Annotated in this window: 24 protein-coding genes; 13 read left to right on the top strand and 11 right to left on the bottom strand. The window is 61.9% G+C overall.

The annotated features are described in order from the left end of the window. Positions 1–129 precede the first annotated feature (129 nt). The 3 genes from rpiA to gor all read left to right on the top strand — a co-directional run bounded on the left by rpiA (position 130) and on the right by gor (position 2,988). Positions 130–861 (top strand): ribose-5-phosphate isomerase RpiA, encoded by a 732-nt coding sequence (gene rpiA / locus LB524_RS24510; protein WP_224530860.1) that lies wholly within the window; start codon positions 130–132, stop codon positions 859–861. Then, the gene (locus LB524_RS24505) at positions 848–1,480 is read left to right on the top strand and encodes a DUF2059 domain-containing protein (RefSeq protein WP_140619662.1); all 633 of its coding nucleotides are present in this window, start codon (positions 848–850) and stop codon (positions 1,478–1,480) included. Before rpiA ends, LB524_RS24505 begins: the two co-directional genes overlap by 14 nt. A 116-nt stretch (positions 1,481–1,596) precedes the next feature. Further along, on the top strand, positions 1,597–2,988 hold the full coding sequence (gene gor / locus LB524_RS24500) for a glutathione-disulfide reductase (protein WP_140824446.1): 1,392 nt from the start codon (positions 1,597–1,599) through the stop codon (positions 2,986–2,988). A gap of 57 nt (positions 2,989–3,045) precedes the next feature. Here the strand turns inward: gor and mgtE are convergent, their stop codons facing one another. From mgtE to LB524_RS24480, 4 genes are all read right to left on the bottom strand, one after another. Next, on the bottom strand, positions 3,046–4,410 hold the full coding sequence (mgtE, locus tag LB524_RS24495) for a magnesium transporter (RefSeq protein WP_224530858.1): 1,365 nt from the start codon (positions 4,408–4,410) through the stop codon (positions 3,046–3,048). A 270-nt stretch (positions 4,411–4,680) separates the two neighbouring features. Further along, a complete protein-coding gene (locus LB524_RS24490; protein WP_181173931.1) occupies positions 4,681–6,573 on the bottom strand; it encodes an ABC transporter ATP-binding protein/permease in 1,893 nt (630 codons plus the stop codon). Between the two features lie 581 nt (positions 6,574–7,154). After that, positions 7,155–7,835 (bottom strand): DsbA family oxidoreductase, encoded by a 681-nt coding sequence (locus tag LB524_RS24485; RefSeq protein WP_224530855.1) that lies wholly within the window; start codon positions 7,833–7,835, stop codon positions 7,155–7,157. A gap of 15 nt (positions 7,836–7,850) precedes the next feature. Next, complete coding sequence (locus LB524_RS24480) at positions 7,851–9,671, bottom strand: extracellular solute-binding protein (protein ID WP_224530853.1); 1,821 nt, start codon at positions 9,669–9,671, stop codon at positions 7,851–7,853. A gap of 232 nt (positions 9,672–9,903) precedes the next feature. Between LB524_RS24480 and LB524_RS24475 the strand changes: the two genes are divergently transcribed. Next, positions 9,904–10,533 carry an invasion associated locus B family protein gene (locus LB524_RS24475; protein ID WP_015317881.1) on the top strand — a complete coding sequence of 210 codons (630 nt, stop codon included), beginning with the start codon at positions 9,904–9,906 and terminating at the stop codon, positions 10,531–10,533. An 84-nt stretch (positions 10,534–10,617) separates the two neighbouring features. Here LB524_RS24475 and hspQ read toward each other — a convergent pair whose 3' ends face one another. Together hspQ and LB524_RS24465 are read right to left on the bottom strand one after the other, a co-directional pair. Next, positions 10,618–10,941, bottom strand: coding sequence for a heat shock protein HspQ (hspQ, locus tag LB524_RS24470; RefSeq protein WP_027142695.1), 324 nt, complete (start codon positions 10,939–10,941; stop codon positions 10,618–10,620). A gap of 147 nt (positions 10,942–11,088) precedes the next feature. Continuing rightward, positions 11,089–12,300, bottom strand: coding sequence for a UbiH/UbiF family hydroxylase (locus tag LB524_RS24465; RefSeq protein ID WP_224530850.1), 1,212 nt, complete (start codon positions 12,298–12,300; stop codon positions 11,089–11,091). A gap of 72 nt (positions 12,301–12,372) precedes the next feature. On the opposite strand from LB524_RS24465, the gene LB524_RS24460 reads away from it, so the two are divergent. From LB524_RS24460 to LB524_RS24425, 8 genes are all read left to right on the top strand, one after another. Beyond that, the gene (locus LB524_RS24460; protein WP_140619648.1) at positions 12,373–13,302 is read left to right on the top strand and encodes a DUF2182 domain-containing protein; all 930 of its coding nucleotides are present in this window, start codon (positions 12,373–12,375) and stop codon (positions 13,300–13,302) included. 14 nt (positions 13,303–13,316) lie between these two features. Next, positions 13,317–13,931: a DUF1326 domain-containing protein gene (locus tag LB524_RS24455; RefSeq protein ID WP_015317885.1), complete on the top strand. Its 615-nt coding sequence runs from the start codon at positions 13,317–13,319 to the stop codon at positions 13,929–13,931. Beyond that, positions 13,928–14,746, top strand: a complete 819-nt coding sequence (gene pcsA / locus LB524_RS24450; protein ID WP_181173904.1) for a phosphatidylcholine synthase — start codon at positions 13,928–13,930, stop codon at positions 14,744–14,746. Before LB524_RS24455 ends, pcsA begins: the two co-directional genes overlap by 4 nt. Positions 14,747–14,773: 27 nt before the next feature. After that, entirely contained in the window at positions 14,774–15,751 is a 978-nt protein-coding gene (locus LB524_RS24445) for a quinone oxidoreductase family protein (protein ID WP_140790795.1), read from the top strand. 217 nt (positions 15,752–15,968) lie between these two features. Then, complete coding sequence (locus LB524_RS24440; RefSeq protein ID WP_224530847.1) at positions 15,969–17,546, top strand: ABC transporter ATP-binding protein; 1,578 nt, start codon at positions 15,969–15,971, stop codon at positions 17,544–17,546. Then, positions 17,543–18,673: an ABC transporter permease gene (locus LB524_RS24435; protein WP_140824441.1), complete on the top strand. Its 1,131-nt coding sequence runs from the start codon at positions 17,543–17,545 to the stop codon at positions 18,671–18,673. Before LB524_RS24440 ends, LB524_RS24435 begins: the two co-directional genes overlap by 4 nt. Beyond that, a complete protein-coding gene (locus LB524_RS24430; protein ID WP_224530845.1) occupies positions 18,673–19,593 on the top strand; it encodes an ABC transporter permease in 921 nt (306 codons plus the stop codon). The genes LB524_RS24435 and LB524_RS24430 overlap by 1 nt, the downstream gene beginning before the upstream one ends. A gap of 51 nt (positions 19,594–19,644) precedes the next feature. Further along, the gene (locus LB524_RS24425; protein WP_140873907.1) at positions 19,645–20,712 is read left to right on the top strand and encodes a BMP family ABC transporter substrate-binding protein; all 1,068 of its coding nucleotides are present in this window, start codon (positions 19,645–19,647) and stop codon (positions 20,710–20,712) included. Positions 20,713–20,788: 76 nt separating this feature from the next. On the opposite strand, the gene rimO is transcribed toward LB524_RS24425, so the two are convergent. The 5 genes from rimO to LB524_RS24400 all read right to left on the bottom strand — a co-directional run bounded on the left by rimO (position 20,789) and on the right by LB524_RS24400 (position 25,186). Beyond that, the gene (gene rimO / locus LB524_RS24420; RefSeq protein WP_015317892.1) at positions 20,789–22,102 is read right to left on the bottom strand and encodes a 30S ribosomal protein S12 methylthiotransferase RimO; all 1,314 of its coding nucleotides are present in this window, start codon (positions 22,100–22,102) and stop codon (positions 20,789–20,791) included. A gap of 158 nt (positions 22,103–22,260) precedes the next feature. After that, a complete protein-coding gene (locus tag LB524_RS24415; RefSeq protein ID WP_015317893.1) occupies positions 22,261–22,947 on the bottom strand; it encodes a TerC family protein in 687 nt (228 codons plus the stop codon). A gap of 182 nt (positions 22,948–23,129) precedes the next feature. Continuing rightward, positions 23,130–23,537 carry a DUF930 domain-containing protein gene (locus tag LB524_RS24410; RefSeq protein WP_041163455.1) on the bottom strand — a complete coding sequence of 136 codons (408 nt, stop codon included), beginning with the start codon at positions 23,535–23,537 and terminating at the stop codon, positions 23,130–23,132. Between the two features lie 56 nt (positions 23,538–23,593). Then, the gene (locus LB524_RS24405; RefSeq protein ID WP_015317895.1) at positions 23,594–24,292 is read right to left on the bottom strand and encodes a DUF2161 domain-containing phosphodiesterase; all 699 of its coding nucleotides are present in this window, start codon (positions 24,290–24,292) and stop codon (positions 23,594–23,596) included. Between the two features lie 54 nt (positions 24,293–24,346). Next, complete coding sequence (locus LB524_RS24400; protein ID WP_015317896.1) at positions 24,347–25,186, bottom strand: sterol desaturase family protein; 840 nt, start codon at positions 25,184–25,186, stop codon at positions 24,347–24,349. A gap of 377 nt (positions 25,187–25,563) precedes the next feature. Here LB524_RS24400 and LB524_RS24395 point away from each other — a divergent pair, with 377 nt between their 5' ends. Further along, positions 25,564–25,797, top strand: coding sequence for a hypothetical protein (locus LB524_RS24395; RefSeq protein WP_023784107.1), 234 nt, complete (start codon positions 25,564–25,566; stop codon positions 25,795–25,797). Positions 25,798–26,150: the final 353 nt, after the last annotated feature.

Genomic DNA, 26,150 nt, shown 5'->3' with positions numbered 1-26,150 from the left:
ACGCTAAAGCGCGTCGCGTCGAAACCGACTCATGCGGCGCGCTTCAGGTCTTTCTTTCATGCATGTCGTTTTCCCAAAGCCGAGGTCATTTTGGGCGACATGCATTCGGTTTCGGGGCAGCAAAGCAGCATGGATGCGAGACAATTGAAGGTCGAGGCCGCGCGGGCGGCCCTTGCCCATGTCAGCGACGGCATGCGGCTCGGCATCGGCACCGGCACCACTGCCGAGGAGTTCGTGCGGCTGCTTGCCGACAAGGTCGCCACCGGCATGACCATAACGGGCGTGCCGACCTCTGAACGCACTGCTGCGCTGTGCCGCGAACTCGGCGTGCCGCTGTCGATGCTGGAGGAAACGCCCGAACTCGATCTCACCGTCGACGGTGCCGACGAGGTCGACCCGGAGCTGACATTGATCAAGGGCGGCGGCGGCGCGCTGCTGCGCGAGAAGATCGTGGCCGCGGCCTCGCAGCGCATGATCGTCATCGCCGACCGTTCGAAGATGGTCGAGACACTCGGCCGGTTTCCGCTTCCAATCGAAGTCAACCAGTTCGGCCTGCGCGCGACCGAGATCGCCGTGGCCATGGCGGCTGGAAATCTCGGCCTTTCCGGTCCGGTGACATTGAGGATGACGGGAGGCCAGCCTTTTGTTACAGACGGCGGCCATTTTATCCTCGATGCATCTTTTGGCCGCATTCCGGATACAAGAGCGCTTTCGAATGCTCTCCACGCCATTCCTGGCGTGGTCGAGCATGGTCTTTTCATCGGGCTGGCGTCAGCGGCCATCATCGCCGGCGGCGACGGTATCCAAACTGTCCATGCCGCCCGAAAACCAGGGAGTTCTACCGATCATGATGTTGCATAACCGGGTTCGCCGTCTTTCCGTCCTTGTGGCGGCTTCGGCCGTCTTCGCGTTCTCCTCGCCTGTCTTCGCGCAGGACGTCACGGAATCGCATCTGAAGGCCGCACGCGCCGCGGTCGCCGCGATCCACGCGACCGACCCGTTCGACAACATCCTGCCGCAGGCCGCCGCGGCGCTCGAATCGCAGCTTATCCAGAAGAACCCGGACATGCAGGAACTGATCGGCAAGACGATCAACGAGAAGGCGCTGGCGATGGCCTCACGCCGTGCGGATCTCGAGAAGGAAGCGGCTCTTGCCTATGCGAAGGTGTTTTCCGAAAAGGAACTCTCCGACATCGCGGCTTTCTACAGCTCCGAGTCCGGCAAGAAGCTGCTCGACAGCGGCCCGACCGTGACGCGTGACCTCGTCAAGGCCGCCGACATCTGGCAGAACGGCGTCGCGCGCGATCTCGCCCAGCAAGTCGGCGAGACTCTGGCAGCGGCGGCAAAAGCCAAGGCGCCGGCCGCACCCGCCGATGCAACCGCCCCCGCGGATGGTGCTGCTCCTGCGGACGGAGCTGCTCCGGCGGATGGCGCGGCCCCCGCCGACGGTTCTGCGCCGGCGGACGGCACGCAGAACTGATCGTGATCTTTCCGACGGCCTTGCGGCCATCTGTGAAGCCCGGCTTGTCCGGGCTTTGCTTTTGACGGTTTGCGGCCTACCTGTCAGTCGAATTTTGGCGTTCAAGGAGCCGCTTCATGGCCGGTTATGACTACGACCTCTTCGTCATCGGCGGCGGCTCCGGAGGGGTGAGGGCGGCGCGGGTCGCGGCAGCGCTCGGCAAGCGCGTTGGCATTGCCGAAGAATACCGTTTCGGTGGCACCTGCGTCATCAGGGGCTGCGTGCCGAAGAAGCTCTATGTCTATGCCTCGCAATTTCCCGAGCATTTCGCCGACGCCGCCGGCTATGGCTGGACAGTGCCGGAAGCCAGTTTCGACTGGCAGACGCTGGTCGCCAACAAGGACCGCGAGATCAGCCGCCTGGAAGCGATCTACAAGAAGAATGTCGAGGGTTCGGGTGGCGAGACGTTTCACACGCGGGCGATGATCGTCGACCCGCACGTGATCCACCTCCTGAGCGAGGACCGCACCGTCACCGCCGATCAGATCCTGATCGCCACCGGCGGCCGTCCGGCAGCGCATCCGGCGCTGCCCGGCCACGAACACTGCATCTTTTCCAACGAGGCTTTCGACCTCAAGGAACTGCCAAAGGCGATCATGATCGAGGGCGGCGGCTATATCGCGGTCGAGTTCGCCAACATCTTCCATGGCCTCGGCGTAGACACCACACTGGTCTATCGCGGCAAGGAAATCCTCGGCCGCTTCGACATGGACCTGCGGCGCACGCTGCATGAGACGATGGAGAAGAAGGGGATAAAGATCCTTTGCCATTCCGTCTCCGAATCGGTCAGCAAGCGGCCGGACGGACGGCTCGACGCGCAGCTCATCGGGGGGCAGGTGCTGACGGTCGATCAGGTGATGCTGGCCATCGGCCGCATCCCCAACACCGAGAATATGGGCCTGGAAGGCATAGGCCTCGATATGACCGCCGCGACCGGTGCGATCAAGGTCGACCCGTATTCCCGCACCAGCATCGACAATATCTGGGCGATCGGCGATGTCACCAACCGCGTGCAGCTGACCCCGGTGGCGATTCACGAAGCCATGTGCTTCGTCGAGACGGCCTTCAAGGACAATCCGACGGCGCCCGACCACGACACGATCGCAACGGCTGTCTTCTCGCAACCGGAAATCGGCACGGTCGGCCTGTCGGAAGACGAAGCCGTAAAGCGCTTCGCCGATGTCGAAATCTACCGCGCCAGCTTCCGGCCGATGCGGCACACGCTGTCGGGCCGTGACGAAAAGATGCTGATAAAGCTGGTCGTCGATGGCGCTTCGCGCAGGGTTCTCGGCGCCCACATATTGGGGCCGGATGCCGGCGAAATGGCACAGCTGCTCGGCATCCCCCTGAAGGCCGGACTGACCAAGGACGACTTCGACCGCACAATGGCCGTGCACCCGACCGCCTCCGAAGAGCTCGTCACCATGTACAAGCCGACCTATCGGGTGAAGGACGGCGAGCGCGTCTGACGTCGCCTGACGCGGCGCTGCCGCCGCCAGCCATGGCCGGCGGCGGCAGTCGAACCGCTACAGCAAAGTGCCGCGCAGGATGACGAGCGCCACCGAGAAATAGATCACCAGTCCGGTGACATCGACCAGCGTGGCGACGAACGGCGCGGATGCACTGGCGGGGTCGAAACCGATCCGTTTCAGGGCGAAAGGCAGCATCGACCCCGACAGCGAACCGAAGGTGACGATGCCGACCAGTGCGGCACCAACGGTCGCGGCAATCAACGGCCAGTGCGGGCCATAGTCATAGAAGCCCATATATTGCCAGAGCGCGATGCGGCAGACGCCGACCGCGCCCAGCATGGCGCCGAGCACGAGACCGGTAGGCAGTTCGCGCAGCGCCACCCGCCACCAGTCACGAAGGCCGATTTCGCGCAGCGCCAGCGCGCGGATGACCAGCGAGGTCGCCTGCGAGCCGGAATTGCCGCCGGAGCTCATGATCAGCGGGATGAACAGCGTCAGCACGATCGCCTTCTCCAGCTCGCCCTCATAGCTTTGCATTGCATTGGCCGTCAGCATCTCGCTGATGAACAGCGCACAGAGCCAACCACCGCGCTTCTTGATCATGGCGAGAAAGCTCATCTTCATGTACGGCTCGTCCAAAGCCTCCATGCCGCCAAAGCGATGCACGTCTTCGGTCGTCTCCTCGATCATCGTGTCGATGATGTCGTCGATGGTGACGATGCCGAGGATCTTGCCGTTGTCGACGACCGGGACGGCGAGCAGATCGTATTTGGAGATCGTCTGCGCCAGGTGTTCACGATCCGTCAGCGGAGTGACTGTCACCGGCAGGCGGTCCGGCGCTACCGACAGGATCGGGTCGTCCGCTTCACCGGTGATGAGCCGACGCAAGCCCGTCGACCGCACCAGGAGATTTGTCCGCGGATCGACAATGTAGATTGCATAGACGGTCTCGCGCGTCCGTTCGACCTTGCGGATGTAGTCGAGCGTGCGTCCGACGGTCCAGTCGGAGGGCACGCTGACGAACTCCGTCGTCATGATCGAGGCGGCGCTGCCTTCGGGATAGCCCAGAATGGAAAGCAGGGTGGCGCGCAGCGGCGGCGCCAGCGCACCGAGCAGCTCGGAGCGTGCCGGCTCGTCGAGCTCGCGCAGGATGTCGGCCGCGCGGTCGACGGACATGGCGGTGAGCAGCTTGCTCGCCTTGGGACGGGGCAGGGCCTCCGCCAGTTCGGGCGCGCCTTCGAGCTCAGGCTGGTCGAAAATCTCGACCAGCCGTTCGAAGGGTATGGCGCAAAGCAGCTCCGTCGCGGTTTCGCGCGATTCATGGTTGAGCGCCTCGACAAGGTCGGCGACGTGATCATTGGCAAGGATGCGGGCGATGGCGACGGCCTCGTCGTCCGCTACGGGGAAAAAATCGTTCATGGCTCACTCCTTGCCGTCCGGCAGGACATGAACCATTCAGGTCACGTCTAGGCGGACGGCGGTTGCGTTCGACTGTGGCTGTCGCCAGGCATGGCGCGGTGACCTTTCTGCTTGCGGGTTCGCTTTTGACTGCTGCAAGCCGGCGCAACATAGGAGCGCGCCTTGCCGAGTCAATCGCGGTGAGGAAGGAAAACAGTGCCGAACGGCCCGGATCGCGAGACTGTGATCACCGTGGACCGGTCACCGTGGCAAGCCACGGTGACATCAGCGTTATTTCTGCTTCAGCCGGCGCGAGAAACGCGTCCATTTGTCCTCGACCGGCCTTGGCTGGGCCAGGATCGTGGTGAGTTCCAGCGGCAGGCTCGGGGCAAGCGGCTTCTTCGTGGCGACGCCGTCGGCGATCAGGACCATCGAGTGGTAGAACTCGGTCCCGGCGGCAGATCTCGGTGCCACGGCTTCGTGCATGACACTGATCACCGTCACATCAGGGCAGTTGTCCTTGATGGCTTGGTGGAAGGCAATCTTGCCATCAGGGTCGAGAGCCCCGGTGGCCTCGTCAAGGAACAGCAGGCCCGGTTGCTGCAGGATGATACGAGCCACCACCAGCTTCTGCTTCTGGCCGCCCGACAGGACCTGATCCCAGCTCTTGCCCTCACGGCTTTCATTGGCCATGTGTTCGATGAAATCGCCAAGGCCAGCCTTGTGCAGTGCCGACGCGACCTGGGTATCGCCGTGGTCGCCTTCGGAGCCTGGTAGGCAGACCAGCTGTTTCAGCGACACCTGCGGCAGCTTGACCTCTTGGGCGGCATAGAAGCTCTTGACGCCCTCGGGGAAGACGATGGTGCCGCGGCCATAAGGCCACAGGCCGTTGATCGCCTTGATCAGCGAGGTCTTGCCGCACCCGGATTCGCCTTTCAGGAAGGTCCATTCGCCGCGCCGGAAGCGCAGGTTGGCGGAACTGAGAAATGGTGTCGCATCCTCACCCTGATGCGCCAGCTCCAGCTTCTGGATGGTCAGACCGAAGACCGGATTCTGGCTGGCGTAGTGGAAGTCGGAACGGCCGCTCTGGCTGTAGAATTCCTGCGGGTGCTGGACTTTCTCGATCGCGTTGGCGAGCTCCGTCACGCGCTGGCTGTTGGCGCGCAGCGTCGCGATGGCGGGCATGACATGGATGAACCAGGAACACTGGCTGATGAGCTGGGCGACCATTTCGGAGCCGGTGATGTAGCCTTTATAGTCCAAGCGGCTGTGGATGAACGGCACAAGGCCTGGAGCATAGGCGACGATACGGGCGCCGACGAAGTTGTAGATCAGCTCGAACGACATATAGCTGGAGTTGACGACATTCAGCCGCCCCCAGGTGCGATCGATGTCGACATAGAGCCGGTCGTGCATCCTCTTCTGCACGCCCTCGCCATGCGAGGCGGCGACATGGAAGCTGCGGCGCAGGAACGTCGTCAGTTCGCTACGATAACTTCCCTCGGCCTTCTGCATGCGAATATTGAGACGTTCCAGCAGGCTGCCGAGCTTGACGGCGATCCAGGTGTTGAGGGGGACGTAGGTGGCAACCGCGAGAAGGGCGAGAACAGCGCTGCCATAGCTGCCAAGGAACTCCAGGCCTTTGACCTCCACTGACGACTGCAACAGGTTCTGGCCTATGAAATAGAGCGAAGTCGCCAGCCCCAGCACGCCCATGGCGAGGCCGATCGCACCGCCGGTCATGTCCTTGATCGATTCCTGGATGCGCTGGTCGACATTGTCGGGCGCAACGATGCCGCCGTCCGCGGAACCATGTTGAGCGTGAAAATGGGTATGGTTGCCGTCAAGCAAGGCCTGGTTGAATTGGTCGTTCAGCCAGCCGCGCCATTTGCGGTGCAAGGTTGCCGAGACGAGATTGCGCACGCCGGTGAAGCCGACATCCTTGAGCATGACGAGCAGCACCAGTATGCCGGCGTTGGTCAGGATTGTTTCCAAGGGCCTGGTGTTGGCGGCATCGTGCAGGAAGGCGATCGAATTCACCAATTCGCCCGACGCCATGGCGAACCACACGCTAGCCTTGCTGGACAGCGCGGTGAGCAGGGCTATCACCAGCGTCAGCGCCCAGGCTTCCTTCCAGCGGTCCGAGATCCAGTAGGCTCGCACGAGCCCCCAGAAATTGCGCATCGAGGATACCGGCGTCAAATGCGACCGCCCTGCGGCGTCGCTGCGTAGTCCATCCGGTACTGACTCTTGCGATCGCCTGCCGATCCGAATCACGATCCCGCCCAAACCTTTTTTGTTTTGTTACGGATGGTAACACCAATTGATCATTTTCCATTAATTTTTAAACCAGGCCTGTGGGATTGCTCTCGCGGCCGTTGCACTGAGGCAACAGATTGAAGATCGAATCGCCAGCAAAACGGTGGGCAACGATCAGAAAATTTTGATTGGTTTCAGCAACCTGGGCGCGGCGAACGGGGCTTCTGTCGATCTTCCCCTGGGGAAACCTGGCACACGGTTTCGTAACTCAAAAATTCATGAGGGCCGGGGTTCTCTTCCCGAGACCTGGCCAGAATGCCTGAGAACACGCTGTCCTCAACGTCTGATTCCTCGCCGTGGCGAAGTCGCCAATATCGGATTGGAACAGCGGGAGTGCAGGATCGTTCTTGCCCATTCGTCAACCAAAGGGGTGATCCGCACCGGCCCAATGGCAAGCGGCTCTTTCATCAGCACGCCAAATGAAGGCGAATTGGCGTCCGCTGGCCTCAGCCGGCTTTCTCCAACTCGCCACGCGCCTTGGCCGCCGCGACCTGACGGATCGCATCTGCCAACCTGTCGGCATCCTGCGCACCCATCACGGCATATTTATCCTCAAGCAGGAAGCACGGCACGCCTGTGATGCCCATGCGCGACGCGGTGGCGATTTCCGTGCGAACCGCCTCGACATCAGCGTCACTCGGCAAGAGCGTTTCGACAATAGCGGCGTCCATGCCGGCCTCGCGGGCAGCTTCGACCAAGACGGTGTGGTCGCCGATATTGGCGCCTTCCTCGAAATTCAGCTGGAATAGGCGGCGCACCAGTCGGTTCTGGACGTCCTCGCCGGCGGCACCGGCCCAGCGGATCAGCCGATGCGCGTCGAGTGTGTTCGGCGCCACCTTGATGGCGTCGAAGGCAAAGGAAATGCCTTCAGCTTCGCCAAGCGGTTCGATGCGGGCATGAATTTCGCGAATGCGCTCGTCGCTGCCGAACTTGGCCAGCATGTAGCCGTGGCGGTCCTTGCCTTGCGGCGGAATGGTTGGATCGAGCTGGAACGGCCGCCAGCGTATATGCACTTCGACATCGCCGGCCGCGGCGATCGCCTTGTCCAGCCGCTTCTGACCGATGAAGCACCATGGGCAGACGACGTCCGACACCACATCGACGGTTATGGCGTTCGCTTCGCTCATCTCGATCTCCGGATTTCAGCTCGGTTTGCGCCACCATGTTGGCAGCTGATAACCGAATATGGGCGTCTTGCGCGGATGTTCCAGATAATTCCAGTAAGCAAGCCACTGCTGCGTATTGTACTGCATCGGCACCATGTAATTGCCGGAGATCAGCAGCCGATCGAGAACGCGAACCGCCGCGACGTAGTCCTCCTTTGAACGGGCTCGCAGCATTGCGTCGATGGCCGCATCGATCGCCGGATCGGCGACGCCGGCGAGGTTGAACGATCCCTCGGTCCTGGCCGCGGCGGACGACCAGCGCCCGATCTGCTCGATGCCAGGGGACAACGAATTGTTGAAGCCGCTGGAGCCGATCAGGACCTCGAAGTCGAAACGCTGCTTGCGCGACTGGATCTGGTCGCCGTCCAGGCTGCGGATGCTGACATTGATGCCGATCTTCTCAAGCGTGCGCTGGTAGATGCCGGCCAGACGTTCTTCATCCTGCGAGGCGGTCAGAATCTCGAAGCCGAAAGGTTTACCGTCAGGATCGATCATCGTGCCGTCCTGCACATGGTAGCCGATGCTTTTCAGAAGATCGAAAGCTGTCTTCAGCACCTTGCGGTCCTGGCCCGAACCGTCCGTCACCGGCGGTTTCCAGGTGCCGTCCATGACGTCGGCCGGCACGCGGCCGGGGTAGGGCGCCAGCAGCGCCTTTTCCCTGTCATCAGCAGGATGGCCGAGCGCGGAAAGCTCCGAGTTCTGCCAGTAGCTCATCGTGCGGGTGTACTTGCCGCCGAACAGGTTCTTGTTGGCCCATTCGAAATCATAAAGCATGCCGAGCGCGCGCCGAACCACGGGGTTGGAAAACTTCGGCAGCCTCGTGTTGAACAGAAAACCCGTCACGACGGGTGGAATGCCGGTATCGAAGGTTTCTGAGACAACGTCTCCCCTATGAAACGCCGGAAAGTCGAGATCGCGCTCGCGTTTCACCGGATCGCTGTCGTCATCGATGGCGCAAAGACCCTTCTTGAAGGCTTCGAGCTTGGCGTTGGCGTTGAGAAAATACTCGATGGTGATCTGGTCGTAATTGTCGAAACCGCGCTTGGCGGGAACGTCCTTGCCCCAATAGTCGGGGTTGCGCTTGAAGACGATGCGTTGGCCGGGCGTCACCTGTGCGATCCTGTAGGGACCGCTGCCGATCAACGGCTTCAGCGTCGTCCTGTCGAAAGTGCCGATGTCGAAAGCGTGTTTGGGGATGATCGGCGTCAGCGCGATGATCAGGGGAAACTCACGATCGGCCTTGTCATTGAAGGTAAAGCGCACGCTGTGGTCGCCCGTCTTTTCGAGCTTGGCGATCCTGGCCATGCGGTCGCTGTAGGGCGGACGGCCTTTCTGCGTATAGGCATCGTAGGTGAACAGCACGTCTTCCGGCGTCACTGGCTGACCATCCGACCATTTGGCATTCGGGTTGAGATGGAATTCGATGGTCTTGCGCTCGGGATCCATGTCGGCGGTGTCGGCCAGAAGCCCATAAAGGGTAAAGGCCTCGTCGGCACTGCGCTGCATCAGCGGCTCGAAGACCAGATTGCCGTAAATCGTGTCCATCATGCCGCGCGCGGTCGTGCGCAGGCTTTTCAGGATGAAAGGGTTGAGATTGTCGAAGCTGCCGACGACGCAATAGGTAATGCTGCCACCCTTCGGCGCGTCGGGATTGACGTAGCTGAAATGGGTGTAGTCCGGCGGCAGGGCCGGTTCGCCCTGCATCGCAATCGCGTGTTTCGGCTCCGACAGCGCCGGTGGCGACGACAGGCTGAAAAACGATAATGCGGTGACCAGCCAAACAAGAACGCGGCCCATGACCGTCTCCTTAACAGGTCGGCTTGATGATTCGGTCCGCACCCTAGCATGGGGCACCTGCGTGGCGGCCAATGGCGTCGTCAAGAATTACCGGTCGGCGGGCTGGATTCGACGCCGCTTGCAGTGTAACACGCCGTCCGAAGTCATTCTGTTGCCTCATTTTGGCAACAGGTAGCTGGACCACACGGCACGAAGAAGCCGGTCCCGGGATCATTGAGAGGAAGTGCACGACATGACGAGCCTGAACAGCAACGCGTACCGCCTGTCGGTCATGGCCGCAGGCGTGGTTGGCTTTCTCGGCGCAGGACTTCCCTCTGCTTCCGCGCAGCAGCAGCCGCAGATTCCGCAGGGCTGGTTCAAGGCCTGCACCAAGCAGGAAGACGTCGACATCTGCAATGTCCAGAACATTGTCACTGCTGGCAATGGCCAACTCGTCACCGGCGTCAGCCTGATCGAGCTCAAGGGCAAGGTGAACCGCAAAGTGTTCCAGGTGACGGTCCCGACCGGCCGCCTCGTGCCTCCCGGCATCGGCCTGCAGATCGACACCGGCAAGGCGCAGAAGCTCGACTATGTCATCTGCTTCCCGGATCGTTGCGTGGCGGAAGTGCCGCTGACCGATCAGCTTGTCGCTTCGTTCAAGAAGGGTCAGGGGATCACGCTGACCTCGATCAATTTCCAGAACCAGGCCAACCCGATCAAGATCGCGCTGCAGGGCTTCAGCGGCGCCTATGACGGCCCGCCGCTGCAGCAGTCGGACATCGAGGACCGGCAGAAGAAGCTTCAGGACTTCGTCGCCAAGAACAACCAGGATTTCGCCAAGAAGCTCAAGGACGAGCAGGACAAGGCGAAGACCGCCAACTGATCCGGCGTCGGGAACATAGCGAGTCAAAAAAGCGGGGTCATGCCCCGCTTTTTTCATTTCTGGCCATACTCAGCATGCCGGAAGTCAGTGCCTGGACTGCCGTTTCGGCGCATAGCGCCCATCCGGCTTCTTGTCGAACATTTCCTTGATTTGCGGATGGCGGACCGGTTCTCCCGATTGGTCCTCGAGCAAATTCTGCTCGGACACATAGGCGATGTATTCGGTTTCCGAATTCTCGGCGAGCAGGTGGTAGAATGGTTGGTCCTTGCGCGGCCGTACGTCGGCGGGGATGGCCTCGTACCATTCGTCGGTGTTGGCGAATTGCGGATCGACGTCGAAAATGATGCCTCGGAACGGGAACAGCCGGTGGCGAACCACCTGTCCGATCGCGAATTTGGCCGTTTTCATCGCACTCACCACTGAATTCCTTGGCTTTATTTGGCGCAGACTCCGCATCAATTCAATCCCGAGCGTTTGAGCGCCTTCAAGATACGCGGTATGCGCAACAAAGGTTTTGATGAACGTCGCGATACCGCGGCAAAGTCCGCAAAATCGCTATCGCTGCCGAGCCGGCTTCCGAAGGCCCGCAAGGGCCGCAAAGCCGCTGCCCGGGCGAAGCCCTTCCCGCATGAAGAAGGCGCGCAGCGGTGTAAAGCCGCCAAGTACACCCAGGCCAACGCCACGCGCCATCTGCGCCGGCAACATGTCCGAAAGCAGCGACATGTTGAGCAGAGTGACAGCGCTGCTGCGCGCCAGAATATCGGGCCGGCGCTTGAAATCGTATGCAGCAAGGGCCGCAACAGCCCCCGGATCCTCACGATTTTCACGCGCGATTCCAACCAGATCGTCAATATCCCTGATGCCTAGGTTGAGGCCTTGCGCGCCGATCGGCGGGAACACGTGCGCCGCCTCACCGACAAGCGCCACCCGTCGCGCCGCGAAACGCAGGGGGGTCACCGTCGACAATGGATAAATCTGGCGACCCGGCTCGACGGATACCCGGCCCAGCATCGATTGCATCTTTTGCTCGACGCGGAGCGAGAGCGTTGCATCGTCCAAAGCGGCAAGCTCCTTGGCGGTCTCTGGCTTGACCACCCAGACAAGGCTGGAGCGATTGCCCGGCAGTGGAACCTGCGTGAACGGGCCGGTCTCTGTATGGAATTCCGTCGAGGTGAAGCCATGTTCGCGGTTGTGGCCGAAATTGAGGACAAGCGCCGCCTGAGGGTAGGCGCGCGCCGCCGTCGAGATGCCCGCGGCCTCGCGGGCCGGCGACAGGCGGCCGTCGGCGGCGACCGCAAGGGACGCATCGATCTCGCTGCCATCAGCCAGCGTGGCATGCGCTTTGCCGGCGCCGAGATGCCATGCCTTCACCATGGATCTGCGCCACTCGATGCCGGAATGCGCGGCCACCTTGCTGGCAAGCGCCGGGCCAAGGACGCCGTTGGGCAGGTTCAGGCCGAACTGTTCCTCGCCGATCTCGCTGGCGCGGAAGGTGACGACGGGGCTGCGGATCAGCCGGCCGGTCGCATCGGCAATGCGCATCACCTTCAAAGGCGCGCCCTTGGACCTGATGTCCTCGAGCACGCCCAGCCCTTCGAGCACCTTCAGGGCAGGCGTCATGAGCGCCGTGGTGCGACCGTCGGGAGCCGAGGTTTCCGGCCCGGCAATCGTCACCGGAAAGCCGGCATCGGCGAAGGCAAGCGCGGCGATCAACCCCGCCGGCCCCGTGCCCGCAATCAGTATCCGCGCTGTTTCCTGATGCTCCAAGATCGGCTTCCGGTCTGCAGTTGAGAGGCGGCCACCAGACCTGCCAGTCCAAACAGGCATATAGGGCAGATCATGCGGCTTGATCAACGCGGCGATTCGGCCCATTCGGATGTCATGACCGGCCAACAGGACGACTTCAGCCATCTCGACCGCGCCGGCCGCGCCACGGCAAATGTCGCGCGCGACCCGCGTTTGACGGTCAACGTCGTCGTCTGTGCAAGCATCGCGTTGGCCTGGCTGCTGCTTGCCGCGATGGCGATACGCGGCGCCGAGGCGCGGATCAGCGCGCCGGGTGACGCTCTCCTGCGCAACCTGCCACAGCTGCCGCTGCCCGATTTCCTGGACCATTTTTTCGTTCTTTGCCTTTCGCCAGCGCCGCTGGACGCAAGCATCGGCCCGCGTGCTTTGGCACTCATCCTCATGTGGTTCCTGATGGCGATCGCCGCGATGCTGCCGTCGGCGGCACCGATGATCCGCACCTATTGCGAGATCGCCGATACGGCGCGGATCAAGCGGGCGCCGGTCGTCCATCCGCTGGTGCTGGTCGCCGGCTACCTCTGCGCCTGGCTCGCCGCATCGCTGCTGTTTGCGGCACTGACACTTGCCGTCCACGCAGTCGCCGCGTCCGCGGGGGTATTCGATCCGGTGCTTGGCGTTGCTGGTGGGCTGGCCTTGCTGGTTGCCGGCCTCTACCAGTTCAGCGGCCTCAAGGAGGCCTGCCTGACGAAATGCCGGAACCCATTCTCGACCTTGTTTTCAAACTGGAGTGCCGAGACCTTCCGCATCTTTCGGCTGGGCATCGTGCAAGGTATCTGGTGCCTGGGATGCTGCTGGGCATTGATGCTGGTGATGTTCGCCGTCGGCGTCATGAACGTCTTCTGGATGGCGCTGATCGGCGTGTTCACCCTAATTGAAAAACAAACGATGGGCAGTCTTCCAACCCGGCTGGCCGGTGCGATACTGCTTGTCTGGGCAGCCGTGCTGCTAGTAGTCTCACTGTGATTGGGGGGAATTCGATGACTGACCCGGGCTGGGCAATGAAAGGAGAGCTCGTACTCTCCTGCAATTGCACGGTTTTTTGCCCTTGCGTCTTGTCGCTCGGCAGTCACCCACCAACAGAAGGCTATTGCCAGACATGGGCGGGTTTCCGTATCGATGCGGGTCACTTCGGCGAAGTCGACCTCTCCGGCCTCAACCTTGGGCTGATCATGGAAATCCCCGGTTACATGAGCCGCGGCAATTGGACCGCGGGCCTGTTCATCGACATCAGAGCCTCGGTTTACGCGGTCAAGGCGTTGACCAAGATCTTCACCGGCAAGGCCGGCGGGACCACGTCGCTGCTCTCGATCCTCGTCGGCAAATTCCTGGGTGTCGAACAGGTGCCGATCACCTACGAGACACGGGACAAGACGCGTATCTTCCAGATTCCGAAGATCATCGACGGGGCGGTCACGCCAATCGCGGGCAAGGACCGCGACAAGGATACGGTGATCACGAATTCGGAATACTGGATCGCGCCGGAGATCATCGTGGCAAGGTCCGACAAGAGCAAGATGCGCGCCTTTGGTCGCAACTGGAATTTCGCCGGCCGATCGGCCGAGATCTGCAAGCTTGATTGGCGGGGCCCGTGAGCAAGAACACAAAAGCCCGCAAGATCGCCGGGAAGATCACCGACCGGATTCCACGGCCGAAGAAGAAGGTCACCTGGCCGCAGGCGCGTGCGTTTTCGGTGCATCTGCTGACCGCCTCCGGTTCGTTCCTGGCTTTCCTGTCGCTGGTGGCGGCGAGCGAGGAGCGCTGGACGGCCATGTTCTGGTGGCTAGGCTTGGCGCTGTTCGTCGATGGCATCGACGGGCCGATCGCCCGAAAGCTGGAGGTCAAGGAAATCCTGCCGACCTGGTCCGGCGAACTCCTCGACAACATCATCGACTACGTGACCTACGTGCTGATCCCGGCCTTCGCGCTCTACCAACGGGGCTTCATGGGCGAAGGCCTGTCGTTCCTTTCGGCGGCGATCATCGTCGTCTCCAGCGCGATCTACTATGCCGACACCGGCATGAAGACGAAGGAGAATTTCTTCAAGGGATTCCCGGTGGTCTGGAACATGGTGGTGTTCACGCTGTTTGTCATCGAACCGGGACAATGGGTCTCGTTCGCGGTGGTGGTGGTGGCCGGCATTCTGACCTTTGTCCCGATAAACTTCATCCATCCGGTGCGGGTGAGGCGGCTGCGGCCGATCAATCTCGGCATGACGCTGTTGTGGTGTGCTTTCGGCGCGCTCGCGCTTGCGCAGGCCGCACTCGCCGCTTTCTACGACCAGATCGGCGTGCTTGGCGAACAAGTCGGCACTTTCACCAAGATCGGAATCACCGTTACCGGGCTCTATCTCGCAACCATTGGTGGCCTCATGCAGTTCTTTCCGAACCTCGGCGCCAAAAAAGCCTGACCAGCCGCTCTTCAAGGAATCCTCTCCATGTCCAAAGCCATCCGCATCCACGCCAATGGCGGTCCGGAAGTCCTGATCCATGAGGACGCCGATCCTGGCCAGCCGGGTTCGGGGCAGATCCTGATCAGGCATACCGCGATCGGTCTCAATTTCATCGATGTCTATCATCGCTCGGGTCTTTATCCGCCGCCCGGCGGATTTCCGCTCATTCCGGGCAGCGAAGCCGCCGGCGTGGTGCTGGAAGTCGGCGGGGGCATCGACTGGCTGAAGCCGGGCGACCGGATAGCCTATGCCGTGACGACGGGCGCTTACGCGCAAGAGCGCGTCATCGATGCCAGCAAGGTCGTCAAGATACCGGACGGCATCAGCGACGAGCAGGCCGCCGCCATGATGCTGAAAGGCATGACCGCGGAATACCTTCTGCGCCGCACCTTCAAGGTGAAGGCGGGCGACACCATCCTGTTTCATGCCGCGGCCGGCGGGGTCGGCCTGATCCTCGGCCAATGGGCGAAGCATCTCGGCGCGACGGTCATCGGCACCGCCAGTTCCACCGACAAGATCGAACTCGCCAAGGCGCACGGCTTCGACCATGTCATCAACTACAAGGAGCAGGATTTCGTCGCCGGCGTAGCAGCCATCACCGGCGGCAAGAAGTGCGATGTCGTCTACGATTCGGTGGGTAACGACACATTTCCGGCATCGCTCGACTGCCTGAAGCCGCTCGGCATGTTCGTCAGCTTCGGTCAGTCCTCGGGACCCATCCCGCCGTTCTCGATGTCGCTGCTGGCGCAGAAGGGCTCGCTGTTCGCAACCAGGCCGACGCTGTTCGTCTACAATGCCAGACGTGAGGACCTCGATGCCTCCGCCGCCGCACTGTTCGAGGTCGTGCTCAGCGGCGCCGTCGAGATCAAGATCAATCAGCGCTATGCGCTGAAAGATGCCGGCAAGGCACATGCGGACCTTGAAGGCCGCAGAACGACAGGTACGACCATCCTGGTTCCCTGACGGCAATCTGCCTGGGTTTTCAGCGCGCTGCCGCAGCCGCGAGCATGGTTTGCCCGAAAAGCCGGCCCGCCATATGCTTGTGCGAAGGAAGGCTGATCTTTGCCCTTGAGTTTCCGCTGAAATTCTTGAAGCTCTTTCAAGTTGGGTGCTGCTTTCGCACGAGAGCCGGCCGCGCATACGATGCTTGCGGGAACACAGAACATGTCCGGTAATCCGGATGGGAGGCACTGTGAGTGCAAATCATGATGGGGCGAACCTGCTCGAGGTTCGTGGCCTGACCAAGATATTCGGCACGCTGACAGCGTGCGATCATATCGATCTCAACATCGCCAAAGGTGAAATCCACGCTTTGCTCGGCGAGAACGGCGCCGGCAAATCGACGCTGGTCAAGATGCTGTTCGGCTCGCTGGAACCCAATTCCGGCGAGATTTTCTGGAACGGCCAGGCAGTGCGGATCACCAGCCCAGGCGTTGCCAAAAAGCTCGGCATCGGCATGGTTTTCCAGCATTTTTCCCTGTTCGAAGCCCTGACGGCCGCCGAGAACATCGCGCTGTCGCTGGATGACGGCTCGCCGATCGGCAGCATCGCGGCCAAGGCGAGGGCGCTTTCCTACAGCTATGGCCTGCCGCTCGATCCGGAATCGCTGGTCGGGGATCTGTCCGTCGGCGAGCGCCAGCGCATCGAGATCATCCGCTGCCTGCTGCAGACGCCGCAGCTCATCATCCTGGACGAGCCGACATCGGTGCTGACGCCGCAGGAGGCGGACAAGCTGTTCGAGACGCTGGAGCGCTTGCGCGCGGAAGGCAAATCGATCCTCTACATTTCGCACCGGCTTGAAGAGGTCAAACGCATCTGCGACCGCGCCACGGTGTTGCGGCACGGCAAGGTGGTCGGTCACTGCAACCCGCGCGAGGAGACAGCCTCATCGCTCGCCCGCATGATGGTCGGCAACGAAGTGCAGGCTGTGGTGCGGGCGCCGGTCGAGGGGATCGAAACCGCGCAGCCGCTGCTCGAAATCCTCAACCTCAACCGCAAGCCGGCAACACCGTTTTCCATTCCGCTCAAGAACATCAGCCTCAATGTCCGCGCTGGCGAGGTGATCGGCATTGCCGGTGTCGCCGGCAATGGCCAGGGCGAGTTCTTCGAATCCGTCTCCGGCGAGGTTTTGCAGCAGGATGCCGCTTCGGTGCGCATCCGCGGCAAGAACGCCGGCAGCCTCACCATTACCGGGCGGCGCCTGTTGGGGGCCGCGTTCGTGCCGGAGGAGCGTCTCGGCCATGGCGCCGCGCCGCGCATGAAGCTCTCGGAAAACCTCCTGCTGTCGCGCCATGCCACGGACGGCAAGGCTTTTGTCGGCACCGGCGGCATTGTCAAAAGCGGCGCCGTCTATGCCGCCTCGCAGCGCATCATCGAGGCGATGGATGTGCGCAAGAGCGCGCCGGATCCCGAAGCGGCAGCACTTTCGGGCGGCAATCTGCAGAAATTCATCGTCGGCCGCGAACTCGACCGCCGCCCAAGCGTGATGGTGGTGAACCAGCCGACCTGGGGTGTCGACGCCGGAGCCGCAGCGCACATCCGTCAGGCCTTGATCGAGCTCTCTCGCAGCGGATCGGCGGTGCTGGTGATCAGCCAGGATCTCGACGAGCTGTTCGAAATATCGGACGCGATCGCCGTCATGCACAATGGAGAATTGTCCAGGCCGATGCCGATCGCCGAAGCGACTTTCGAGAAGGTCGGCTTGCTGATGGGTGGCGCCGAGCCCGGCCACGCCGAACATACGCTGGAGACGGCATGATGCGCCTCGAACTTGTCAAACGCCCGCAGCGCTCGGCGCTGTTTTCGATGCTGTCGCCGTTCATCGCCTTCGCGCTGACCATCATTGCCGGCGCGGTTCTGTTCGCGCTGCTCGGCGTCAACCCGCTGAATGCCTTCCATATCTATTTCATCGAGCCGATAAGCCAGGTCTGGCAGTTGCACGAGCTGGCGATCAAGGCAGCGCCGCTGATCCTGATCGCTGTCGGCCTGTCGGTCTGCTACAAGGCCAACATCTGGAACATCGGCGCCGAAGGCCAGTTCATCTTCGGCGCAATCTTCGGCTCGATCATTCCCGTGCTGTTCCCGCAATTCGATGGCCCGCTGGTGCTGCCGCTGATGCTTCTGCTCGGCATGGTCGGCGGTGCGGCCTACGCGGCGATCCCGGCCTTGCTGAAGACCCGGTTCAATACCAACGAGATCCTGACCAGCCTCATGCTGGTCTATGTCGCGCAGCTCTTCCTCGACTGGCTGGTGCGGGGTCCCTGGCGCGATCCGCAGGGCCACGGCTTTCCGCAGACGATCCAGTTCGGCGACGCGGCCGTGCTGCCGGAACTGATGCCCGATGCCGGGCGCGCCAATTGGGGGTTTGTGTTCGCCCTGGTGGCCGCGGTGCTGATCTGGATCCTGATGGGCCGCATGCTCAAGGGCTTCGAGGTCCGCGTGCTGGGCTCCAGCCCAAGGGCAGGGCGCTTCGCCGGCTTCGGCCTCAACCGGATGGTGTTCTTTGCCTTCCTGCTATCGGGAGCGCTGGCCGGCCTTGCCGGCATCTCCGAAGTTTCCGGCGCCATCGGGCAACTTCAGCCCGTGATTTCGCCCGGGTATGGCTTCACGGCCATCATCGTGGCGTTCCTCGGCCGCCTCAATCCGCTCGGCATCGTCGCCGCGGGCCTGGTGCTGGCCCTGACCTATCTCGGCGGCGAGGCCGTGCAAAGCGCACTCGGCATTTCCGACAAGGTGGCGAGGGTGTTCCAGGGCATGCTGCTGTTCTTCGTGCTCGGCTGCGACACGCTCATTCATTACCGCATCCGCTTGATCGGTCTGGCGCTGACGAAACAGGAAACGCCCGCGAAGCTCGAGGCCGCACCAAAGTTGAAGGAAGCCCGCTGATGGACATCACCGTCAACATTCTCCTGACCATAGCCACGGCGGCGACGCCGCTTTTGATCGCGGCGATTGGCGAACTGGTGGTCGAACGTTCCGGCGTGCTCAACCTCGGTGTCGAAGGCATGATGGTCATGGGCGCCGTCGGCGGCTTCGGGGCCGGCTATCTGACGGGATCGCCCTGGATCGGCCTTCTGGCGGCGATCGTCGTGGGCGCGCTGTTCTCCTTGCTTTTTGCCGTGATGACGCTGTCGCTGGCCACCAACCAGGTGGCAACAGGCCTGTCACTGACGCTGCTTGGTCTCGGCCTTTCCGGCATGATGGGAACAAGCTTCGTCGGCCAGCCCGGCGTCAGGCTGCCCAATCTCGATATTCCCGGCCTCAGTTCCATACCGATCGTTGGTAGGCTTCTTTTTGGCCAGGATCCGATCTTCTACATTTCGATCGCGCTGACGGCCGCGGTGATGTGGTTCCTGTTCAAGACGCGTACCGGCCTCACGCTGCGCTCGATCGGCGACAGCCACACGTCGGCGCATGCGCTCGGCATCAAGGTCATCCGTTACCGCTATCTCTCGGTCATCTTCGGCGGTGCCTGCGCCGGTCTTGCCGGTGGGCATCTGTCGCTCGTCTATACGCCACAGTGGGTCGAGAACATGTCCGCGGGCCGAGGCTGGATCGCGCTCGCACTGGTGGTGTTCGCGTCCTGGCGGCCATGGCGGGTACTGGCCGGCGCCTACATCTTCGGCGCGGTGTGGATCGGCCAGCTTCATGCACAGGCTTTTGGCATTCCAGTGCCCTCGCAGATGCTTTCTTCTCTGCCCTATCTGGCAACCGTCGTGGTTCTCGTTCTAATCTCGCGCAACAAGCGTCTGACGATGATGAACACGCCGGCATCCCTGGGGCAGCCATTCGTTCCGGATCGTTGACAACAAGAACAAGACGGGAAGCTCCAAGGCTTAACTCAGAGAGGTAACACAATGAAAAAACTGCTTATTGCCCTGATGACGACGACAGCGGCTTTGTCGCTGGCCGCGTCCGCGGAGGCCGCCGACAAGTTGAAGGCCTGCTGGGTCTACACCGGCCCGATCGGCGATTTCGGCTATTCCTACCAGCACGACCAGGGCCGCCTTGAGGTGGAGAAGGCGCTCGGCGACAAGGTCGAGACTGCTTACCTGGAAAACGTCTCCGAAGGCCCCGATGCCGACCGCGCTTTCGAGCGCCTGGCGCGCGAAGGCTGCAAGATCATCTTCGGCACCTCGTTCGGCTTCATGGACGCCGAAGTGAAGGTCGCCAAGAAGTTTCCCAAGGTGATGTTCGAGCACGCCACCGGCTACAAGACCGGGGACAATCTCGGCATCTACAATGCCCGCTTCTATGAAGGCCGCTATGTGCTCGGCCAGATCGCCGCCAAGGAATCGAAGTCCGGCGTCGCCGGCTACATCGTCTCCTTCCCGATCCCGGAAGTGGTGATGGGGATCAACTCCTTCATGCTCGGCGCGCAGTCGATCAATCCGAACTTCAAGGCCAAGATCGTCTGGGTCAATTCGTGGTTCGATCCGGGCAAGGAAGCCGACGCCGCCAAGGCGCTGTTCGACCAGGGCGCCGACATCATCGTCCAGCACACCGACTCGACCGCGGCCCTGCAGGTGGCCGAGGAGCGCAAGCTGCACGGCTTCGGCCAGTCGTCCGACATGATCAAGTTCGCGCCCCACGCGCAGCTGACCTCGCTGACGGACGAATGGGGTCCGTACTATATCAGCCGCGTGCAGGCGGCCATCGACGGCACCTGGAAGCCGGACAATGTCTGGCTCGGCATCAAGGACGGCGCGGTCAAGCTCGCGCCCTACACCAACATGCCCGACGACGTGAAGGCGATGGCCGAAGCGACCGAAAAGAAGATCGCCGGAGGCTGGAACCCCTTCACCGGGCCGATCGCCAAGCAGGACGGCTCGGCATGGCTGAAGGACGGCGAGGTCGCCGACGACGGCACGCTGCTCGGCATGAATTTCTACGTCAAGGGCGTCGACGACAAGTTGCCGCAATAAGCAGCACGCCACGTCTCTATGGGAAGGGCGCCGCGAGGCGCCCTTTTTCATTTGGATGGTGAACTTGACGGAAGGCTCAGACAGCCGAGCCGTAGAGATCGTAAGCGTCCGCGCGCTCGATTTTGACGGTGACGATGTCGCCGGCGCGCATCGGGCGGCGCGACTGGATGTGGACCGAACCATCGATCTCGGGCGCATCATATTTGGTGCGACCCTTTGCCGAAGTGCCGTGCGCCTCGTCGATCAGCACCGGCAGACGCTTGCCGACCTTCCTGGCCAGCTGCGCTGCCGAGATCTTCTGCTGGCGCTGCATGAAACGATGCCAGCGCGCTTCCTTGATCTCCTGCGGCACTTGCTCAAGCCCGAGCTCGTTGGAGCGGGCGCCTCTGACCGGCTCGTATTTGAAGCAGCCGGCGCGATCGATTTTCGCTTCATCCAGCCAATCGAGCAGCATCTCGAAGTCGTCATCCGTTTCGCCGGGGAAGCCGACGATGAAGGTCGAGCGGATGGCGAGATCCGGGCACACGTCGCGCCAGCCGCGAATGCGCTCCAGCGTCTTTTCGCCATGGGCGGGCCGGCGCATGTTCTTCAGCACCTGTGGCGAGGCATGCTGGAAGGGGATGTCCAGGTAGGGAAGGATTTTTCCTTCGGCCATCAGCGGGATGACGTCGGCGACGTGCGGATAGGGGTAGACATAATGCATGCGCACCCAGATGCCGAGCTTGCCCAATTCCTCCGAGAGATCGAGGAATTTCGCCCGCACTTCGCGGTCGCCGAACATGGACGTCTGGTACTTGATGTCGATGCCGTAGGCGCTGGTATCCTGCGAGATGACGAGCAGTTCCTTGACGCCGGCCTTGGCCAGTTTCTCGGCTTCGCGCAGCACATCGGCGGCCGGCCGCGAGACGAGATCGCCGCGCAGTGCCGGAATGATGCAGAAGGTGCAACGGTTGTTGCAGCCTTCCGAAATCTTCAAATAGGCATAATGGCGCGGCGTCAGCTTGACGCCTTGCGGCGGCAGCAGGTCGATGTAGGGATCGTGTGCGGGAGGGGCGGCCTCATGGACCGCGGCCATCACGCTCTCATAGGCCTGCGGGCCGGTGATCGCCAGCACGTTGGGGTGCTTCTCGCGGATCACGTCCGGCTCGGCGCCCAGACAGCCGGTGACGATGACCCTGCCGTTTTCCGACAGTGCCGAGCCAATGGCGTTGAGCGACTCGTCGCGGGCGGAGTCGAGAAAGCCACAGGTGTTGACGACAACGAGATCGGCGCCGTCATGCTTGCGGGCGATCTCGTAGCCCTCGGCCCGCAGACGCGTGATGATGCGCTCGGAATCGACAAGGGCTTTGGGACATCCGAGACTGACGAAGCTGACGCGTGGGGCGGACATGGGCAATTTTCCAATGGACGCGAACCGGAAACACCGATCCGGCCCGCAGTCTCAACATATGACGGTTGGCATGGCTCCTGGCAGGAGCTCAATTTGGGCGGCGCAATAGCACGGCTTGCTCAATCAGGCAAACGGAGCCCTGCGGCCCGGCATGTGCGTCAGTGCCCGTTCGACCCGAACCAGGGTGACAGGAAAGCGAAATGATCGGGGAATTGCTGCACGGCTCCGTCCAGCAGCATCTTGACCGCGACATAGAGAATGATGACCAGGCCGATATAGGCAATCCAGCGGTATTTGTGCAGCAAGCGCGCGACGAACGACGCCGCAAAGCCCATCAACGCGATCGACAGCGCCAGTCCGACAATCAGCACCGTCGGATGGTTCATAGCCGCTCCCGCGACGGCCAGAACATTGTCGAGCGACATCGAGACGTCGGCAATGACGATCTGCCAAGCGGCCTGCGAGAAGGTTTTGCTCGGCCCCTTGCCGCCAATGACGCCGTCCTTGTCGAAGTCGCCGTTCGACAGCGCTTCGGTGGCGTCGCGCTCGTCGTCGTGGCTGACACGCAATTCGCGCCACATCTTCCAGCAAACCCACAGCAAAAGCAGGCCGCCGCCGATAAGCAGCATGGGACCAATGGTCAGCAGCCATTGCGTGATCAGGGCGAAGAAAATGCGAAGAACGGTGGCCGCCGCGATGCCGACAAGAATGGCTCGCTGGCGCTGGCTGGCCGGCAGGCCGGCAGCGGCAAGGCCGATAACGATGGCATTGTCGCCCGCGAGCGCAAGGTCGATGGCGATGACCTGAAGGAGAGCCGAAAAGCCCGCGGCGGTAAATATTTCCATCGACCTGGAAGCCCTTCGTCGAGTGTTCGTCGTCGATCGTCCGAACGGGCCTAAAGGCATGGTCCGCTGGCGTCAAGTGCGGCAACGGGCAACGCTGGAAAACCATTTTCGTGGCGGTGGAATTGCGGGAGGTTCTCGACAGCCGCCGGCACAAGCCGGAGGCGGCGCAAGCCCGCGAGAACCTAATCGTAGAGATTGTATTTCGCCCAGTCGGCTTCCGGAATCTCGTCGCCGATCCGATAGCGGAGCTGGAGAACTTCCATGTGGTCCGGTCCCGTCTGGCATTTGAATTTCAGCCGGTACCATTGCCCCTTGCTGCGGAACGCCGCACCCGGACTCCGGATTGCGTCGGCGCTCATCTCCGGCGTCGCGAAGGCGTAAGCGACGACGCGGTCGGCCTTGAACTTGCGATCATCGTGGGTGATCCGGTCCAGGATTTCGGCATCGCAACGCTGTTCGAGGCGGGTTTGCGGATCAAGTTTCATCAGCCCGGCGCGCAAAGCGTTGTCCATCGCACTGGCCGGAAAGGCCAGCGTCAGGGACGCAATGGCCATCATGCAGAGTGTCTTCATGGGCGGGACAAGCAACATGTTTTGTCTGAAAAATCAACCAATAGCGGCGGTTCATGCTCGGCAAACCCCGGCATTCAGAGGTCCGGCGCAATCAAAATCTCGTGTCGGGCTTCATCGTGCGCGACCTGCGGCCAACGAACCAGCGAAGCTCGGCCGGCATCCGTGAGATCATAGAGACCACGCTCGACCCTTGCGAACCAGCCATAGACATTGTGCTGAAGAATCTTCGGCGCGATCGACGTCAAGGCTTTCAGATCGCGCGGCCGTTTGGGGCCGTCCGCAAGCGCGGCGGCGCAGGCGAGGGCGCTCTGCCGGTAGGCGGTCATGATCGGAGTGCGCGATCCGCCGCCAGCGACAGGATCGCCGCGGCGGCGCTGATGCTCATCGACAAGGCGAGAACGCCGTCGCGCATTTTTGCGCGGTGCCTGGGCGACCGGACTGAGAAGCACTTCGACCCTGTCATTGGCGGTCACCGCGAGCAGGCCGAAGCCAAGCCGACGGCAGAGATTGCGGAACCTGGCATCGCTTTCGCGCCCCTTGCCCCGCGCCGACATGCGCGCTGCCAGCCAAACTTCATCGCAAGCAGCCGCACGGTCGACGCCCTGCAGAACCAGTTCGAGATTGAACTGCAGCTTCAGCTCGCAGATGACGACGATCGGCGGCTCTCCCTCGCGCAGCGCGACGATGTCGCAACCGCCGATTTCCCCTTTCACGACGAAGTCGAGGTTTTCGAGGAAGCGCTTCACCGGCGCGTAGAGTGAGGTCTCGTTCATGCCTCGAGGCTTAGCCGATTCGCCATGAAAGGCCTCGGCACCGTGGCCCCGAACTCATCTGTCGACATGCTCGATGCCCGGCGTGTCCGGCAACCAGCCTGCTTCGACGCTCGGCGCTGCCCGTTTCGACGGCTTCCTGTGAGGCAAGAACGGATAGCCGAGCTGGCCGAAATAGCTGGAGGGGATGGGATCATCGACGCCGTATTTCTCGGGCAGCTTGTTGCCGGTGGCATTGTAGGTGCCGAATATCACGTCGAGGAACGGCAATTGGCCGGCGAAGTTCTTGTCGTAGGCTGTGCGCTGGTTGGCATGGTGCCAGCGATGGAACTGCGGGCTGGCAATCAACCACTTGAAGGGGCCGAACGCAATCCGCAGGTTTGAATGAACAAGCATCGTGTGGCCGAAGTAGATAAGCGAAAAGACGGCGAGTGAGGCGTCGGAGAAGCCAAGGAGGTAGATCGGCGTCAACGATATTGCCTTTGTGACGATCGCGTCGACCGGGTGGGAATGGAAAGCGCCGAGCCAGTCCAGCTCCTCAATGCCATGGTGTATCGCATGGAATTTCCAGAGAGCGGGGATTTTATGGAAGGCCCGATGCGCCCAATAGACGCCGATATCGGTGATCAGGATCATTTCCGCAACCTGCAGCCAGATGGGCTGGCCGCTGACGGCCCGCGTTACCGATTGCGGGACAAGGATCGCGGCGGCTTCGAGGGTGCCGAGCGCCATCATGGCCATGGCTGCCTTTATGACGAAGGTGTTGAACAGCACATAAATCAGATCGACATCCAAGCCTTTGCGGAGGACCTTCTGCGGCTGCTCGGCAAACAGATGTTCGAACGGAATGAAGATCAGCGCACAGATCAAAAGCGCCTTGATGCCAAAGATGTCCATCTATCGCCCAGCCTGTCGCCGGCACGCCGCCAGCGCTTCAACTCCTCAGCAGAACCACATCTCCCTTTCCAAAGGCTGAAGGGATCTCCGATAATGCTTATGGCCGGCATGTGATCGCCACCGATGTCGCAAGACCGCGAGACGCGTACCGATCGTCCTTGCGAAGGGCGTACGCAGCCATCTGTCCTTGTGTCACATCGGTGTCGCAACCGCGCGATATCTGGACAATGCGCGCTTGTCGAACGCAGCGCAACGCGCGTCCTTCCAGGACTAACCCCTCCGGTCCCTGCCGGCGGGGCTTCTCATTTTCAGAACCATATTGTCGGTCGCGAGTTGTCCTTGCTATTGTGGCATTGCGGTCAGCAGGGACGCCCATCATGGATGCAAGCGAAATGAGTGCGATCGGCGATACCCTCATGAGGATCGTCACGCCCGACATGTCTCCCAAGCAGCTCGTCAAGGCTGCCCGGAAAGCGCACCCCAAGGCCTCCAAGAAGGATATCGCCAGAGCAGCCTTCTTTTCGATCATCGCGAACGCCGACCGGGACATCGGCAAGGCCAGGAACCTGCAGGCGTTTGCCATCGCGGAGCGCACACAGCAGTCCGACTGAGCAAGGTGGCGACCTTCGCCTTTGTGCAACATGCGGGCGGCCCGGCGAGGAGGGGTGGGACGCCGCCGGGCCTGACCAGCGGTGTTGGGTTGGGATGATTACCCGCCAGCTTGACCGTTAATACGCCAGCTTCCAGAAACGGCATCATTCAAACGGCGGGAGACGGTCGGGTTGCACCAAGCGTCGGGGCCACCAGACGAACGCGCAGCGAAAAGCGACCGAGCCAAAAAATCTGGCTGACATGTCTCCGGCTAAAAGCCAAATAGCAAACGCCGATCGTTTGCCGGGCGGAGCGGTTGCGGCGGCTGTTGGGCTAACACGCTATCTCACGGTCCCGTCTCAGGGAACCAATC

Origin of the sequence: Mesorhizobium sp. ESP6-5 (assembly GCF_020164695.1) — a bacterium.
Taxonomy (GTDB): Bacteria; Pseudomonadota; Alphaproteobacteria; order Rhizobiales; family Rhizobiaceae; genus Mesorhizobium; species Mesorhizobium australicum.
This window is presented reverse-complemented; position numbering and strand designations above follow the sequence as displayed.